This is a genomic window from Allobosea sp. 05L423, from assembly GCF_056397745.1.
Genome location: NZ_JBFTOA010000001.1, coordinates 596,665 through 611,736, shown reverse-complemented (window position 1 = coordinate 611,736; position 15,072 = coordinate 596,665). Strand labels below are relative to the sequence as shown.

Below are 15,072 nucleotides of genomic sequence, written 5' to 3'. Positions count from 1 at the left end.
GGCGAGCGGCGCGCTCACCGCTGCCCCCGCAACATGACGTCGACGATCTGGCCGGGCTGGAGTGCCGATTGCGGCCCGCCATCCGGGCGTGCCTCGACGAGATAGACCAGCTTCTGGCGCGTCTGCGCCGAATAGATCACCGGCGGCGTGAATTCGGGCTCCGGCGAGACATAAGTGACGCTCGCCGTCAGCCCTGCCGCGCAGCCATCGCAGTGCACATCGAGCCGCATCCCTGGCTCTACGCTCGAAATCCACGCTTCCGGCACATAGAGCATCAGCTTGGCCGCCCCGTCAGGCAGCATCAGCAAGACCGGCGCGCTCGGTCCCGCGAGCTCCCCGACGCGCCGCAGCACGTCGCTGACGCGGCCGGCCGAGGGAGCCGCAAGGCGGCGCTGTTCCAGCTTCCAGCGTGCCTGTGCCAGCGTAGCCTTCGCCTCCTCGACAGCGTTCTCGCTCGCCTTGATCTCGTCGGGACGTGCCGCCAGCTTCGCGACGGCGAGATTAGCGGCGCTTTGGCGCACGCTCGCGGCTGCCACGTCGCGCGCCATTTCCGCCTGGTCGAAATCGGCCTGGGTCGAGACGCCGCGCCGCAGCAGATCCTGTCGCCGCTCCAGCGCCCGCTCGGCCTCGCGCTGCTGCGCCTGGGCCGAGACGAGGCTCGCCTCGATCACGGCGATCTCCTCCGGGCGCCTGCCAATGCGCAGATTGTCGAGCTGCGCCTGCGCCTGGATCAGCCGGGCCTCGCTTTCCGCGACCGCATTCTGCGCATCCGTCGTCTCCAGCGTAGCCACGACCCTTCCGGCCGCGACGCGCTCGCCACGGCGCACGTCGATGCGTTCGATACGTGCCGTATCGATCGGGCCGAGCCGCACATATTCGCCCTCGACATAGCCGGCGATCGTGATCGAATCCGACACGCAGCCCGGAATGATCGAGCCCAACAGAACGACGGAACAGAGCAAGCCGAGAATCATGAGCGTTCTCCTCGCGCTGCCAGAACCGAGGCGGTGATCGTCGCGCGGATGGTGCTGGCTATGGCTTCGCTCTCGACCTCGCCGATCGCCTGCCATTCCATCCGCCGGATGACGGCGGGCCGTGCGAGCCGGAAGTAGAGGACCTGACCAATCATCGCGAAGACGGCGAGCTTGGTTCCCTGCGCTTCGCGATCCCCGCCGGTCGCCATGCCCCACAGAGCGCAAAGCCGGCCGTGAATCGGCCCCACCATGCCCTCGTAGAGCAGATCGAAGGCGGAAGACGGCTCCATCATCTCGCGAACGACGAAGCGGGCGATCGCCTCGCTCTCGGGAGCCCGGGTGGCGAAGGCGATCACGCGGCTGACCGCCATGAGCATGGCCTCCAAGGCCTCGTCCGGATGCAACGCCGACGGCAAGGGAGCGAGCTTTTCCTGCCCCAGAACCCGCTCCCGCATCGTGGCCACGATCGCCTCGGCACAGGCCCGGCGCAGACCGTCCTTCCCCCCGAAATGATAGGCGATACCGGCGCTGTTGACCCCTGCAGCCTGCGCGATTTCGCGGATCGAACTCGCGTCGAAGCCGTTTTTTCCGAACAGCTCCAGCCCCGCACGGATCAGGGCCTCCCGTGTTCCACGGTCTGCATCTGAGGTCGCGATCATCCGAATGAAAATACTCCTTGTGCGATATTCAATCAATTGATTGATTGAATATCGCACAAGAACTCCCGCGGCTTTCCCGGCAACTCCGCCGCTCCATGACATGACTTGCGCGGGAGAATGGGCTAAGGCGGCAGCCATTCCCTCACCCACCCCGCCCGATGCTTTTCAACTCCTTCGCCTTCCTGCTCGCCTTTCTGCCGCTGGCACTGGCCCTCCACTGGCTGGCCGAGCGCTTCGCGCCGCAATGGCGGCTGCCGGTGCTGGTCGTGCTGTCCTTCGCCTTCTACGGCTATTGGGACTGGCGCTTCCTGCCGCTGCTCGCCCTCTCCGTCGGGGTGAACTGGCTGATTGCCGAAGCATTCCTGAAGACGAAGTCGAGCGGGCTCATCACGCTGGCCATCGTGCTGAACCTCGCCGTTCTGGCGGTATTCAAGTACTTCAACTTCTTCGCCAGTCTCGCCGGAATGATTCCCGGTTTGCCGGCGCCGAAATTCGACATCGCGCTGCCGCTCGGCATCTCCTTCTTCACCTTCCACCACATCATGTACCTGACGGATCTGAGGCGCGGGCAGGCGCCGCGCTACGATCTCGTCCGCTACGCGCTCTACATCGCCTTCTTCCCGCAGGTGCTCGCCGGTCCGCTGGTGCGCTGGCGCGAGATCATGCACCAGTTCGACGAGCGGCCCTATCAGCGCCCCGACGCCGCCGAGCGGATCGCGCGCGGCCTGATGCTCCTGACCTTCGGCCTCGCCAAGAAGGTGCTGATCGGCGATCCGCTGGCGGAATATGCCAACCCGATCTTCGCAGCCGCCGCTGCCGGCAAGGTCGTCAGCGTGATGGAAGCCTGGCAGGCGACGCTCGCCTTCACCTTCCAGATCTATTTCGACTTCTCCGGCTACACCGACATGGCGCTGGGCCTCGCGCTGCTCTTCGGTATCGTGCTGCCGCAGAATTTCGAGGTGCCCTATCGCTCGCTCAGCATCCAGGATTTCTGGCGGCGCTGGCACATGACGCTGTCGCGCTTCCTGCGCGATTATCTCTACATCCCGCTCGGCGGCTCCCGATCCGGCCTGCCGACCCAGGTCTGGGCGCTCTTCGCCACCATGGCGCTCGGCGGCCTCTGGCATGGCGCGGGCCTCACCTTCGTCGCCTGGGGCGTGGCGCACGGGCTCGCGCTGATCCTCGCGCTGTTCTGGCGCCGCGCCGGCTGGCCGATGCCGGCGCCGCTCGGCTGGCTCCTGACCTTCCTCTTCGTGGTGCTCTGCTGGGTGCTGTTCCGGGCTTCGAACTTCGAAGCCGCGATGACCATCTACAAGGGGCTGTTCGGCCTCGCCCCGATCGGGACCGGCTTCAAATGGCGCGCGCTGGTGCTGGCCGCGGGCTTCGCCATCATCGGCCCGACCGCCTGGAACCTCGTCCACAAGCTGCCACCGGCCCGCTGGATCGCCGTGCTGACCGGGCTGCTGTTCGTCATCATCCTGCTGAAGATCGGCGAAGACGCGAATTATGAGTTCATCTACTTCCAGTTCTGAGCCGGCCGGCACGCCGGGTCAGGCGGCCAGGTGGAGGAACTTCATCGCGACGCTGCTTGCCGCGGCCGCGCTGATCTCGGCCGCCTTCCTGACGCTCGCAGTGCTGGTCGACCCCTATGATTCCGGCCGTACACCGCTTGCCTTGAAAGAGGGAGTGCGCCCGCAAGGGCCGCGCACGGCCTTGGCCAGCCGCGGGCGTGATCCACAGTTCACCGGGGCGATCTTCGGCAATTCGCAGATCCAGCTGATCTCCCCCGGGCAGTTGCGGGAGAAAACCGGCATCCCCTTCGTCTCATTGATCGCACCTGGGACGATGCCGCGGGAGATACTGGCAACGATCGACTGGTTCCTGAGACACCATCGCCAGCCCCCGGCCCGGGCGATCGTCGTCGGCATCGACAGCTACTGGTGCACCTCCAACCCGGCCCTGCCGAACGAGAGGCCGTTTCCGTTTTGGCTGCTGAGCCGCAGCATCTTCGACTATGTCGGCGGACTGATGCGCTACGACCTGATCGAGGAAATTCCGGGCCGTTTCGCCTATCTGACCTCGCGAAAGACCGAGCGCGCGCGCCCCGACGGCTACTGGGACTACGAGGCCGGCAATGAGCTACAGGGCCATGAGCAACGGCCTGAGCTTCGTGCGCGCCTGGAGCAACCGGTGGAACTGGGCGGCGGCAACGTCGACGGTCCCTTCCCCGCTGCGGCGAAGCTCGAGGAATTGATGAAGTCGGCGCCGCAGCGGACGGCCCTGATTCTCGTGCGGCCGCCGGTCTACGTCACCGCGCTCTCGAAGCCGGGAACACCGGACGCCGCGGCTGACGCGGCCTGCCGAAAGGCGTTCGCCGACCTCGCCGCTCGGCGCCCGAACACCGCTCTTGTCGACTGGCGGGTTGATCGGCCAGCCCTGCACGAGCCGAATCTGTTCTTCGATCACAACCATTATCGCGGGCCTATTGCCCGGTTGGTCGAGGCCGACATCGCGGCGGCACTCGGCAAGTTCGAAAGATAGGCCGTTAATCGCGGTTTTCTTCACGTTTTCGGCCTTTCGGCGGGCCGCGATCACGAAGCCGTTGATTGCGATGTCGGAAGCGATTGTTCCGCTTGAAACGGATCGCTATAAGGGCGCCAAATCGGCTCACCCTCCCACGGCAAAGCCGAGGGGCGCGTGAGCGGACAACTCAGAGAGCGCGCCCATGTCGAAGCAGATCATCCTCGATGCGGACTACAAGCCGAGCGATGACGAGCCGTTCATGAACGATCGTCAACGTGAGTATTTCCGCGGCAAGCTCCTCGCCTGGAAGGACGAGATCCTGAAGGAGGCGAAGGAAACCCTCGTCACCCTGCAGAGCGAGAGCGAGAATCACCCTGACATCGCCGACCGGGCCTCGTCGGAGACCGACCGGGCCATCGAGCTGCGCGCCCGCGACCGCCAGCGCAAGCTCATCGCCAAGATCGAGGCCGCCATCGCTCGCATCGACGACGGCTCCTATGGCTTTTGCGAGGAGACCGGCGAGCCGATCTCGCTGAAGCGTCTGGAAGCCCGGCCGATCGCGACGCTTTCGCTCGAAGCCCAGGAGCGCCACGAGCGCAACGAACGCGTCTTCCGCGACGATTGAGGAGCGGCGCCTCGCTGCCTACCAGTTCGAAGGCCCCGCCCCCATGGCGCGGGGCCTTTTTTAGATGGTCAAGAGTTGCGGCGGAATGGCGCCTTCCGACCCAACTCGGGACCTTAGCTGCTACTCAAACGCAAATATGCGCTTCCAGTCGTTCTTCATGTCGACCACCGTCCACTTATTCAGGATCGCGGCATCTAGCGCCTTGTCGAGCTGTCCGAAGGGCGAGTCCCTATCGTAAGCGTATTCACGCTCTGCGTCGGTATGGTGGACAATGAGGCCGAAGCGTAAGCCTCCAGCCAGCGTCGTCCATTGCAGCATTTCTAAGTCGCCGTCGGAATTGCCGAAAGCGGCGACCGGGCGGCGTCCAATGAACTCGTTTATGCCGACCGGTTTGCCGGCCTTGTCGTCGATGAAGTTCATCTCCGCCAATCGGAAGAGCTCGGGCCTGCCGTCGCGCAGCTCAAACCTGGTCTTGATCGAGGAGCCGACAACGTGTTCCGGCGGTACACCATAGACCCGCTCGGTCCATGGACGCATGAACTCGATGCCGCCGCCTGAGACGATGTAAGTCCTGAACCGATTGGAGCGGAGATAGGCGAGCAACTCGACCATCGGCTGATAGGCAAGTTCGGTGTATGGTCGCTTGAAGCGCGGGTGCCGAGCGGTCGCGAGCCAGTCGATGACGATCTTCTGAAACTCCTCTGTCGTCATTCCCGCGTGGCTCGCCAAGACCAACTCGGCCAAGCCCCGCTCCCCAGTTTTGGAGAGCGTTTCCATATCGTTTTCCAGCACTGCCTTGAATGGTTGTGTGTCTTTCCATTCTGGATGCAGGGGCGCCAAAGCCTTCACCCGGTCGATTGCGAATGCCAACTGAGTTGGCCCAGGCTGCTCCACCCAAAGGGTGCCGTCATTATCGAATGTCGCGATGCGCTCTTCGGGAGGCACGAAATCCGGCGAACCCTCGCGTGTCACAGCGGCTACGAATGCCAGGATCGCTTGCTTGGCTGAGCCATCGTTCCAAGAGGGGAGCGGAATGCTCGCAGTCTCTGTTTGTGCCAATGCGGAGAAGGTTAGGGCTCCGGAAAACGCCGGAAGCATTGCCAAGGCCGAGACCAGTTTGCGACGGCTAGGCCTGGAGAAAAGCGCATTCGGTGACATGATTGGCTCCTTTCGAGGCCAGCGCCTGCCATGAAAGCCAAATATACTGTGCCCACGCGGGCGCGACGCGTGTCCTGAGCTTATGCGTCCTCTCCGCCTCCCTTAGGGTGTCAGTGCCAAAGCCCTGAGTTCCTTGCGAGCGGTGCCAAAACTGCCAAGCTGATAAACTGAAGCTCCCACTGGCGAGAACGTAAAGGCGGCGAACGGTTCCGCGAGCATGGTGTCTAGATAGGGGATGGTACCAACACCGATCGTGACGTGGGGATTGAATTTCTCGCCAGCTGCTATTTTCGGAAAATTGGAGACGTAGCCGATCAAGAATTTTTGGATGTCACGGCCATTTTCAGTACTCATGAAGGCTGCTGGCGTTCCAGTCTTCGCCGTGAAAGGCGCAACTGCCTCGATTATTTTCTGCTGCAGCCGATGTAATTCATCTGTCGGTTCAACGACGATTCCCGCCAGCCCGATCGGTGGCGAGGGGATATAGTAATACTTGTATGCTTTCAATTTCCAACTTGTCGGCTTCTCGGTAGACAAGACGTTATTGACCGCCCCGTAGACTTTTTCGAGATCGGCGGTGCGGACAAATGTCTGCAGCATCGTGATGTGCGGATGGCGTGTCGCGTCCAGAGCAAAGCCTTTTGGGAAGGCTTTCAGCAGGCGGGCATTATCCGCCTGTGCATGCTGGATCATTGTTGCATCTGGTTCCAGCGCGATATCGATGGCGGTGACCGGATTTTGCTGAGAATTAGACGGCGACACACTCATCAGAGCTGCCGCCAGACCAAAGCACAACGCGACAAGGGATTTTGCATTGTTTGACATGGCGAAACCCTTCAAATCGATGCAGCACACATCCTATCACATTCGCCGCCGCCTATGGTCGAACCAGGTCGAGATCGGGCGATGTCCACTTGCGGAGCGGCACTCGGGTTCTGCTTCCCACCGATCCCGGACACTCCCCACGCCATCGCCCAACGACGAAAGCCCCGCGTCGGGAGAACGCGGGGCTTCTGGCCGCCAGCTGGTTGGCTTGGGGAGCGTTGCGGGCGGCCGGGGTTGTCGGCGGCTCGGGAGAGACCGCCGGCTCGGGCCGGCGCGGAGACAAGGGGGAGCGTTCCGCGCCGTCCGGATTTCGGGAAAGGTCAGAAGGGCAGCAGGATATCCATCACCTGCTGGCCGTAGCGCGGCTGCTGGACATCGGTGATCTGGCCGCGGCCGCCATAGGCGATGCGGGCCTGGGCGATCTTGGTCGAGTCGATGGTGTTGTCGGACTCGATGTCCTCCGGCCGGATCACGCCGGCCACGATCAGCTCGCGTATTTCGAAGTTGACGCGGATCTCCTGCTTGCCCTCGATCACCAGGTTGCCGTTGGGCAGGTTCTGGGTGACCACGGCCGCGACATTGGTGGCGAGCTGCTCGCTCCGGCGCACGGAGCCGGCACCCTCGCTCGAACCTTCGGAATCGAGCTTCAGAAGCTCGCCCGCATTCGCACCGTCCGGCAGGAACTTGTCGAGCTTGTTCTCGAAGCCCATGATCCTTCCAGCGCCGAAATCCTCGCCGTTCTTGCGGCTGCGCTTGGTTGTATTGTCGAGCTGCGCCCGGTCGGTGACCTTGACCTTGACGGTGACGAGATCGCCGACATTGCGGGCGCGCTGATCCTTGAAGAAGGCCCGCGAGCCGGTGCGCCAGAGCGAGTTCGGCGCGTAGGAGGCATGCTCCATCGCCGGCATCGGCATCTGCACCGGCTTGTAGCCCTTGGCGGCGGTCGGATCATCCACAGGCGAGAGCGTCGGCGCCTGGCCCACATTGGCGAGGCGGTCACCGATGCCGCAGGCCCCGAGCGAGGCGGTGAGCATCAGCAGGCCGGAGAGCTTGGCGAGGCGGTGCGCATACATAGCGGTTTCCATGAGGGTCACTGGGCGCTGGCGATGCGGCCGTTCAGGGAGGGTTGGACGGAGACCCGCCCCGGCCCGCTGACCTTGCCCTGCAGCACGCGCTTGGATTGGGGATTGGTGACGGAGACGACATCGCCCATCGCGCCAGCCTCGTTGGCCTTGCCGCGCAGCGTGATCATCAGCCCCGGCGCCTCGTAGACGATGGTGACGAGATCGCCCTTGCCGACGATCTCCTCGCGCTGGACGTCGCTGCCGCGCAGCGGCACACCGGCGAGCAGCGCCCGGCGCGCGACCTTGTCGACCGCCGCGCGGGCGTCGCTGATGATCTCGCCGCCCTGCCCGTCGCGCGGGCGGCGCTCGACGATGACATCGTCCTTGCCCAGCGTCTCGCCGCGGGAGATCAGGCGCTTCGGCACCACCACCTCCATCGTTTCGACGAGCTGACCGGAGATGCGCAGCGGCTTCAGCCGCATCGCCATGCTGCCGGGCACCGCAAGCCGTGCCTGCAGGCGACGCGAGCGGGCGTCGAAGGAGAGGTCGAGGACGCCGACATCGCCGGTAAGCTCGGGCTCGACCGCAACGGCCGGAGCGCCGCCATCGATTGCCAGCGCGAAGATGCGGGCATCGATGCCGAAGCGCTCCTGCAGCCCGATCTTCACCGCGATCTCGATGTCCGCGGCAGTGATCCGGCGCGCGGCGCGCGTCACGACCACCTGGGCGAAGCCCTGGCTGTCGAAGTCCGACGTTTCGCGGATGATGCCGGCGGCCCGCGCCGCCTCGATGATACGCGCGACCTGGATCGTACCGGTCTCGCCGAGGCCCGGCGCGCGGAAGGCGGCCGTCGCGGCGGTCTCGCCCGAGAGCCCCGGGATGAGATCGCCGAAGGTGACGAGATCGCGGGGGAGGTTGACCTCGGAGCGCAGCTGCAGCTTGCGCGGCAACGCGGCAACCGGCGCCGCGGCGGCAGGTGCGACCGAGGCCGGCGCAGGCTGCGGGTGCTGCTGGCCGTGCTGCGGAGCCGCCAGGGTGGCGGTGCCGGAGAGCAGGAGAGCGATCAGGGAGAGGCGGACCATGATGCGAAGCCTCCGATCAGCCGCGGAACATCTGGGTCGTCGCCGACATCATCTGGTCGGCGGCCGTGATGACCTTGGAGTTCATCTCATAGGCGCGCTGCGCCGCGATGAGAGAAGAAAGCTCCGTCACGGCCTGCACGTTGCCCTCTTCGAGATAGTTCTGCTGCAGCGTGCCGAAGCCCTCGCCGCCGCCGAAACCGTCGATCGGCTGCCCTGAAGCGGCGGTCTCGACATAGAGGTTGTCTCCGATCGACTCGAGGCCGACCTTGTTGACGAAGCGCACCAGCTGGATCTGGCCGAGCTGCTGCGGCGCAGTCTGCCCCGGCAGCATGGCCTCGACGATGCCCTGCGCGTTGATGCTGACGCTGGTGGCGTTGTTGGGCACGGTGATGCCGGGCTCGACCTGATAGCCGTCGCGGGTCACGAGCTGCCCTTGCGAGTCGAGGTCGAAGGAGCCGTCGCGACTATAGGTGGTGCGGCCGTCCGGCATGCGGACGCGGAAGAAGCCCTCGCCGCGGATGGCGAGGTCGTAGGGCTTTTCGGTCGGGCTGATATTGCCCTGCGTCATCACGCGACCGGTCGAGACCGTCTTGACGCCGGAGCCGATGAAGGTGCCGGCCGGAGCCTGCGTGTTCTGGTCGGAAGTGGCCGAGCCGGCGCGCCGGAAATTTTCGTAGAGCAGGTCCTGGAAATGGACCTGCTGGCGCTTGTAGCCGGTGGTCCGGACGTTGGCGATGTTGTTGGAGATGACCTGGACGTTCATCTCCTGGGCCATCATGCCGGTCGCGGCTGTCTGCATGGCGCGCATGGGAGTCGCTCCTTTCCGCTATCAGGCTTGCTGGTCCGCCAGGCGCGAGATCGCCCGGCTGCGCAGCTCGTCGGATTTGGTGATCATGTTGGCGACGCTCTGGTAGTTGCGCTGCACCTCCATGAGCCGGGTCAGCTCGACCACGGCCTTGACGTTCGAACGCTCGATCGCGCCAGGCTCGAGCCGCGCCTCGGGGCCGGCAGGCTGGACGCCGGCCGTCGCCGAGAACAGGTTGGTGCCCTCGCTGACGAGCTTGGTCGCGTCGGAGATGCGGACCTGACGCAGCTTGCCGCGCGTGCCCTGGTCGCTGCTCACCGTGCCGTCGGCCGCGATTCGCATCGCATATTCGCTGGAGCCGAAGCTGATCGGCCCGGAATCGCCCATCACCGGCAGTCCGGTCTGGGTCACGAGGCGGCCTTGCCGGTCGACGGTCAGCGATCCCGCCCGGGTATAGCGCTCGCCGCTCGGCGTCTGCACGACGAGGTAGTTGTCGCCTTTCAGCGCCACATCCAGCGGATTGCCGGTCATCTCGATCGTGCCCTGCGACAGGTCGATCGGCGTGCCGTTGTCGATGACATAGGACAGCGGCCGGTCGGACGGCTTGAAGGCGTCGGCCTTGGCGACCGGCATGATGAATTCGTTGAAGCGCGCACTGCGCGCCTTGAATCCATTGGTGCCGACATTCGCCATGTTGTTGGCGATGACGTCCAGCTCGCGCGCCAGGGCAACCTGGCGCGACAGGCCGATGAGAAGCGCGTTCTCCACGGCTCAACTCCCGATCATGTCCCGCGGCGACCTCGACGCTCCCCAGCGCAGTCGCCACGGCCCATTCCCCGCAATCGCCGTGCCAGCATGGTTAATTTTCGTAAAGCACTGATATTATTTGTTTTATTCTCATTCCGATTGCTCGCCACAACCCGGCACGAACGGCAAAAGCGGCAAGAACGACCCGGCAAATTCTGCCGTCCTTAACGACGCGTTAACCGTAATTGGCGAAGGTGCGTACATGGGCGGCAGAACGCGGCCCGGCGGCCGGGGCGCAGACGAGATGGCGAAGAAAGCCAAGACGGAAGAGGGAAGCGCGTCGGGTCCGGATGCGCCGAAGAGCAAGAAGAAGCTCTTCATCATCGGCGGCGTCGTGCTGCTGGCGGCTGCCGGCGCCGGCGGCTGGTTCTTCCTGAAGAAGCCGACGCCGGAGCAGATCGCCGCGACCGAGGCGGCCAAGGCGAAGAAGCCCGCCACCTTCCTCGAAATGAAGGACATGATGATCGGCATGTCCAATGGCGGCCAGCAGGACCGTCAGCCCGTCATGAAGATCAAGGTCGTGCTCGAGATCGCCGATGCGAAGGTCTCCGAAGAGGTGAAGCCGCTGTTGCCGCGCGTCGAGGACGCCTTCCAGGTCTTCATGCGTGAGCTGCGCCCCTCCGACCTCGAAGGCTCGGCCGGCATGTATCGGCTGAAGGAAGAGCTTCTGCGCCGCGTCAACCTGACGGTCTATCCGGCCAAGGTCGACGCAGTGCTATTCAAGGAACTGCTGGTGCAGTGAGCCGGGGTATCCCTGAGCCCCGGAACGAGATGACGGCGGAACGATGAGCACCGAGCGCGACAACCCCGCACCGACCGACGAGCCGCTGACGCCGGAAGGCATGGCGGCCGGCTGGGCCGCGATGCCGGACATCATCGAAGAGGACGGCGAAGCGGAAGGCGGCGTAGACCGCCTGATGTCGCAAGACGAAATCGACACGATGCTCGGTTTCTCCAGCAGCGACGACGGCGCGTCCCGCAACGGCATCCAGGCGATCGTCGATTCGGGCTCGGTCGCCTATGAACGCCTGCCGATGCTCGAGATCATCTTCGAGCGTCTGGTGCGCCTGCTCTCGACGAGCCTGCGCAACTTCTTCACCGACAACGTCGAGGTCACGCTCGAGAGCATCCGCTCGGTGCGCTTCGGCGACTACATCAACTCGATCTCGCAGCCGGCGCTGCTCTCGGTGTTCAAGGCCGAGGAATGGGATAATTTCGGCCTCGTCACCATCGAGTCGGCGCTGACCTATTCGGTGCTCGACGCCATGTTCGGCGGCAAGCGCGGCCAGCCGGCTCCGCGCATCGACGGCCGCCCCTTCACCTCGATCGAAATCCGCATGGTCCGCCGCGTCATCGAGCTGGTGCTGGGCGATGCCGAGGCTGCCTTCAGGCCGCTCTCGCCGGTGACCTTCACGGTCGACCGCGTCGAGTCCAACCCGCGCTTCGTCTCGATCTCCCGCCCGGCCAACGCCGCGATCCGCGTCGAACTCAAGTTCGACATGGAAGGCCGCGGCGGTGCGCTGCATATCCTCCTGCCCTACGCCTCCATCGAGCCGATCCGCGAATTGCTGCTCGAAAGCTTCATGGGCGAGAAGCTGGGGCGCGACCCGATCTGGGAGAACCATCTCGCGACCGAGGTCTGGCAGGCCGATGTCGACGTCACCTGCGTGCTGCACGAGACGCAGATGCCGCTGAAGCGCGTCATGAAGCTCGAGATCGGCGACACGCTGATGTTTGACACCCGCCCCGACTCCACCGTGTCGCTGCGCTGCGGCGACTTCATCGTCACCGAAGGACGGATCGGACGCGTCGACGACAAGATCGCCGTCCAGGTGGTCGCGCCGCTCCGGCGCTCGAAGACCACCCTCGCGGCCTTCGACAGCCTTGCCAGCCATCTCGGCGCCACGACCTGAAGCAGGATGCCATGACGATCAATCTCATTGCCGACGTGCTGGTCGCCAGCCTGCTGGTCGCCACCATCATCACCTGCTTCGTCCTGACCAAGCGCATCGAGCGCCTCAAGGCCGACGAGGCCGGCATGCGTCAGACGGTCGGCGCCCTCATCACCGCCACCGACAATGCCGAGCGCGCCATCGCCGGCCTCAAGCTCACGCTTGGCGATTGCGACCGCACGCTTGAGGAGCGTCTGCGCACTGCCGAGCGCTATGCCGCCGATCTCGCCGCCCAGGTCGAGGCCGGCCAGGCGGTGATGGAGCGCATCGGCCAGATCGTCAGCGCCGCCACCCTGGTCGGCGCCAAGCCGCCGGCGGCGGATGCCGCTCCGATTGCCGAGCCCGCGCCGGTGTCCCGCCTTGAAAGCGCCGCCCAATCGGCTGCAGCCATCCGCGCCCGCGCCGCCCGCCGCCTCGAGGAACAGGCTGCGTGATCGAAAGACCCCGCCTCCTGCCGGCAGTTATCCTCGGCGCCATGGGTCTCCTGGCGCTGAAGCTGCTCGCCTGGACGGCGGACCCCGCCCCCGGCAAGATTCCCCCTGACGCGCCGTTCTTCGCGAAGGCCCCCGCCGGCAAGGCCGTTGCCGAGAAGGACGTCTGGGGCCAGGCGAAGATCATCGCGCGCGCCCAAGCGCCGGACTTCTTCGATCCCGAGACGACCGGCTCCGTGCCCGCTCCCGACCCAAAGAAGGAGCAGGAAAAGAAGGAAGCCGAGGCGAAGGCCGAGGCTGCCCGCGCCGCCAACCCTAACAACAAGGCCGGCGTCATGAACGGCACGGCCAAGCCGCTCTCGCCGGCGGAGAAGGCCATTCTCGAACGCCTCGGCGAACGCCGCGACGAGCTCGAAGGCCGGATGCGCGAGCTGGAAATGCGCGAGCGCCTGCTGGATTCGGCCGAGAAGAAACTCGACGGCCGCGTCGGCGATCTCAAGACCCTGGAAGAGAAGGTCAGTCCAGCCGCCAAGGCCTCCGCCGACGAGGCGAAGGCGATCAAGAATCTCGTCATCATGTACGAGGCGATGAAGCCGAAGGACGCCGCCCGCGTGTTCGACCGCCTCGGCCTCGACGTGCTCGTGCCGGTGGTGCAGCAGATGAATCCGCGCAAGATGTCCGAGGTGCTCGCCGCCATGTCGCCGGAGCGCGCCGAAAAGCTGACCGTCGCGCTGGCGACCAGCGGCCGGATGCCGGGCTTCGAACGGGTGGCGAACGAGGCTTCGCTGCCCGGCAACGAACTGCCAGCGATTGCGCCCGCCCCGCTGCGGTAGAACTGCTGTGCTCGGCTAGAAGGCGGCGCCATTCAAGGCTTGACCCGGAATCCATCACAGAGCGCCGAACCCTCCGATGGTTTCCGGATCGGCCCCGCCAGCTGCAGCTTGCCCGGAATGACCGCGCGGTTCCCTCAAAATGCAACGCACTCCAGCTGCGAAAATGCCCATGCCGCTCCCGTTAAGACGGCATTACCGAAAATCCACGAAAAGCCCGCGCAGCACGGCTTTCTGTTTTTCACCCCGCACTGGAACAAAGCGGGACGCAACCGGAACGAACCGTAGCCAGTGCAAAACGGTTTCGACCCTCCCCTCCCCCGCGAGGAGGGACGGCCGTGGGTGAGCGGGCGCACACTCCGGGGCCGTGGAAGGTCTTCGAAACGCCGACCGGCAAGGTCGTCGGCATCGGTCGACAGAGCGATGGCTATGCCGTTGCGGATGCCGGCTTTGGCGTCTGGGGGGAGCATAGTGCTGAGGCCACCGCCAACGCCCGCCTGATCGTGGCGGCCCCCGACATGTTCGAGGCGATCGAGGAGGCCCGCTCGCAAGCCGAGATGCTTCTCCTTGCCATCATCGAGGGAGATCCGGCCAGCGAGCTCAAGCTTCGCGTGAACGATCTGCTGGATGTTCTCGCCAAAGCCACCCCCACCGGGGAGGCCTCCGATGTCTGAGGGGCGGAACACAGAGCTGGTGTCGGATTTGGTGCGTGCCGTTTCGCTCCGGTGCCACTCGCACCCTGGCCCGGAACGTCGCGCTGCTATCGAACGTGCCGAGACTGCCAAGGAGGCCCTTCTCGCCGCCCTAGAGTCGACCTCCCGCGCCCTGAGCGAGAAGGAGGGGGAGAACACACGACTTCGCGCGGCCTTGGCGCAATCGGATCAGCCGTGCGCATATTGCTCGCTGCCCAAGGACGAATGGGCAAAGTGCGCTAGCGGGTTCCCCGGCTGCGATCGTGCTGACGACGCGATGGGCTGCCCAGAGCTTGGCGCAAGGCTCGCTCTTGACGAAGCCCTAGCCGCCCTCAAAGCCTCCGAAGAGAGGGGGGAAAGGCTTTCTCAGGAGTTGGCATCCGCGCGCTGTCCTCAAGAACCTTGGCAGCCGATCGATACGGCACCGAAGACAGGAGAGGTCTTCCTTGGCACCGCTCCGATGGAGCCATGGCCGTCCGCGATGCTTTGGCAAGCCTATGATGCCGATGACGCGGCAGAGTTAGGCGAAGCTGGGTTCTGGGCCTTCGCGGAGCAACTGGTCTCCGACGTCGAGGGGCAAGCTAAACCCACCCATTGGATGCCGCTTGTGCCGCAGCCTCAAGGCTCTGGCCCGAACCTCGCGGA

The 15,072-nt window shown here is 65.0% G+C and carries 16 protein-coding genes; 8 read left to right on the top strand and 8 right to left on the bottom strand.

What is annotated here, in order from left to right; all coding sequences use genetic code 11:
- Positions 1–14: 14 nt before the first annotated feature.
- Together AC1DNE_RS03105 and AC1DNE_RS03100 are read right to left on the bottom strand one after the other, a co-directional pair.
- Complete coding sequence (locus AC1DNE_RS03105) at positions 15–974, bottom strand: HlyD family secretion protein (RefSeq protein WP_441471624.1); 960 nt, start codon at positions 972–974, stop codon at positions 15–17.
- Positions 971–1,771 (bottom strand): CerR family C-terminal domain-containing protein, encoded by an 801-nt coding sequence (locus tag AC1DNE_RS03100; RefSeq protein ID WP_476766856.1) that lies wholly within the window; start codon positions 1,769–1,771, stop codon positions 971–973. Before AC1DNE_RS03100 ends, AC1DNE_RS03105 begins: the two co-directional genes overlap by 4 nt.
- Positions 1,772–1,791: 20 nt before the next feature.
- Between AC1DNE_RS03100 and AC1DNE_RS03095 the strand changes: the two genes are divergently transcribed.
- The 3 genes from AC1DNE_RS03095 (at position 1,792) to dksA (ending at position 4,781) form a co-directional block, all read left to right on the top strand.
- Positions 1,792–3,165, top strand: a complete 1,374-nt coding sequence (locus AC1DNE_RS03095; RefSeq protein WP_441471622.1) for an MBOAT family O-acyltransferase — start codon at positions 1,792–1,794, stop codon at positions 3,163–3,165.
- Between the two features lie 100 nt (positions 3,166–3,265).
- A complete protein-coding gene (locus AC1DNE_RS03090; RefSeq protein ID WP_441471621.1) occupies positions 3,266–4,174 on the top strand; it encodes a hypothetical protein in 909 nt (302 codons plus the stop codon).
- A gap of 184 nt (positions 4,175–4,358) precedes the next feature.
- Entirely contained in the window at positions 4,359–4,781 is a 423-nt protein-coding gene (dksA, locus tag AC1DNE_RS03085) for an RNA polymerase-binding protein DksA (RefSeq protein ID WP_441471620.1), read from the top strand.
- Positions 4,782–4,901: 120 nt separating this feature from the next.
- Here dksA and AC1DNE_RS03080 read toward each other — a convergent pair whose 3' ends face one another.
- The 6 genes from AC1DNE_RS03080 to flgF form a co-directional block, all read right to left on the bottom strand.
- A complete protein-coding gene (locus AC1DNE_RS03080) occupies positions 4,902–5,879 on the bottom strand; it encodes an HAD family hydrolase (protein WP_441471801.1) in 978 nt (325 codons plus the stop codon).
- A 162-nt stretch (positions 5,880–6,041) separates the two neighbouring features.
- Complete coding sequence (locus AC1DNE_RS03075; RefSeq protein ID WP_441471619.1) at positions 6,042–6,764, bottom strand: 2'-5' RNA ligase family protein; 723 nt, start codon at positions 6,762–6,764, stop codon at positions 6,042–6,044.
- 320 nt (positions 6,765–7,084) lie between these two features.
- Positions 7,085–7,837, bottom strand: a complete 753-nt coding sequence (flgH, locus tag AC1DNE_RS03070; protein ID WP_441471618.1) for a flagellar basal body L-ring protein FlgH — start codon at positions 7,835–7,837, stop codon at positions 7,085–7,087.
- Between the two features lie 17 nt (positions 7,838–7,854).
- Complete coding sequence (flgA, locus tag AC1DNE_RS03065) at positions 7,855–8,910, bottom strand: flagellar basal body P-ring formation chaperone FlgA (RefSeq protein WP_441471617.1); 1,056 nt, start codon at positions 8,908–8,910, stop codon at positions 7,855–7,857.
- A 16-nt stretch (positions 8,911–8,926) separates the two neighbouring features.
- Positions 8,927–9,718 (bottom strand): flagellar basal-body rod protein FlgG, encoded by a 792-nt coding sequence (flgG, locus tag AC1DNE_RS03060; protein WP_441471616.1) that lies wholly within the window; start codon positions 9,716–9,718, stop codon positions 8,927–8,929.
- 21 nt (positions 9,719–9,739) lie between these two features.
- Complete coding sequence (gene flgF / locus AC1DNE_RS03055; protein WP_441471615.1) at positions 9,740–10,483, bottom strand: flagellar basal-body rod protein FlgF; 744 nt, start codon at positions 10,481–10,483, stop codon at positions 9,740–9,742.
- Between the two features lie 283 nt (positions 10,484–10,766).
- Between flgF and AC1DNE_RS03050 the strand changes: the two genes are divergently transcribed.
- From AC1DNE_RS03050 to AC1DNE_RS03030, 5 genes are all read left to right on the top strand, one after another.
- On the top strand, positions 10,767–11,264 hold the full coding sequence (locus AC1DNE_RS03050) for a flagellar basal body-associated FliL family protein (RefSeq protein WP_441471614.1): 498 nt from the start codon (positions 10,767–10,769) through the stop codon (positions 11,262–11,264).
- 43 nt (positions 11,265–11,307) lie between these two features.
- Positions 11,308–12,435, top strand: coding sequence for a flagellar motor switch protein FliM (fliM, locus tag AC1DNE_RS03045; RefSeq protein WP_441471613.1), 1,128 nt, complete (start codon positions 11,308–11,310; stop codon positions 12,433–12,435).
- A gap of 11 nt (positions 12,436–12,446) precedes the next feature.
- On the top strand, positions 12,447–12,908 hold the full coding sequence (locus tag AC1DNE_RS03040) for a DUF6468 domain-containing protein (RefSeq protein ID WP_441471612.1): 462 nt from the start codon (positions 12,447–12,449) through the stop codon (positions 12,906–12,908).
- Positions 12,905–13,738, top strand: coding sequence for a MotE family protein (locus AC1DNE_RS03035; RefSeq protein ID WP_441471611.1), 834 nt, complete (start codon positions 12,905–12,907; stop codon positions 13,736–13,738). Before AC1DNE_RS03040 ends, AC1DNE_RS03035 begins: the two co-directional genes overlap by 4 nt.
- A 335-nt stretch (positions 13,739–14,073) precedes the next feature.
- Positions 14,074–14,409, top strand: a complete 336-nt coding sequence (locus AC1DNE_RS03030; protein ID WP_476766857.1) for a hypothetical protein — start codon at positions 14,074–14,076, stop codon at positions 14,407–14,409.
- The last annotated feature ends 663 nt before the right edge of the window (positions 14,410–15,072 follow it).

What these genes read in the sequence shown, in the direction of transcription:
- AC1DNE_RS03105 (WP_441471624.1), bottom strand. Translation starts at nt 974, where the DNA reads ATGATTCTCGGCTTGCTCTGTTCCGTCGTTCTGTTGGGCTCGATCATT.
- AC1DNE_RS03100 (WP_476766856.1), bottom strand. Translation starts at nt 1,771, where the DNA reads ATGGCTGCCGCCTTAGCCCATTCTCCCGCGCAAGTCATGTCATGGAGC.
- AC1DNE_RS03095 (WP_441471622.1), top strand. Translation starts at nt 1,792, where the DNA reads ATGCTTTTCAACTCCTTCGCCTTCCTGCTCGCCTTTCTGCCGCTGGCA.
- dksA (WP_441471620.1), top strand. Translation starts at nt 4,359, where the DNA reads ATGTCGAAGCAGATCATCCTCGATGCGGACTACAAGCCGAGCGATGAC.
- AC1DNE_RS03080 (WP_441471801.1), bottom strand. Translation starts at nt 5,879, where the DNA reads ATGCTTCCGGCGTTTTCCGGAGCCCTAACCTTCTCCGCATTGGCACAA.
- AC1DNE_RS03075 (WP_441471619.1), bottom strand. Translation starts at nt 6,764, where the DNA reads ATGTCAAACAATGCAAAATCCCTTGTCGCGTTGTGCTTTGGTCTGGCG.
- flgH (WP_441471618.1), bottom strand. Translation starts at nt 7,837, where the DNA reads ATGTATGCGCACCGCCTCGCCAAGCTCTCCGGCCTGCTGATGCTCACC.
- flgA (WP_441471617.1), bottom strand. Translation starts at nt 8,910, where the DNA reads ATGGTCCGCCTCTCCCTGATCGCTCTCCTGCTCTCCGGCACCGCCACC.
- flgG (WP_441471616.1), bottom strand. Translation starts at nt 9,718, where the DNA reads ATGCGCGCCATGCAGACAGCCGCGACCGGCATGATGGCCCAGGAGATG.
- AC1DNE_RS03050 (WP_441471614.1), top strand. Translation starts at nt 10,767, where the DNA reads ATGGCGAAGAAAGCCAAGACGGAAGAGGGAAGCGCGTCGGGTCCGGAT.
- fliM (WP_441471613.1), top strand. Translation starts at nt 11,308, where the DNA reads ATGAGCACCGAGCGCGACAACCCCGCACCGACCGACGAGCCGCTGACG.
- AC1DNE_RS03040 (WP_441471612.1), top strand. Translation starts at nt 12,447, where the DNA reads ATGACGATCAATCTCATTGCCGACGTGCTGGTCGCCAGCCTGCTGGTC.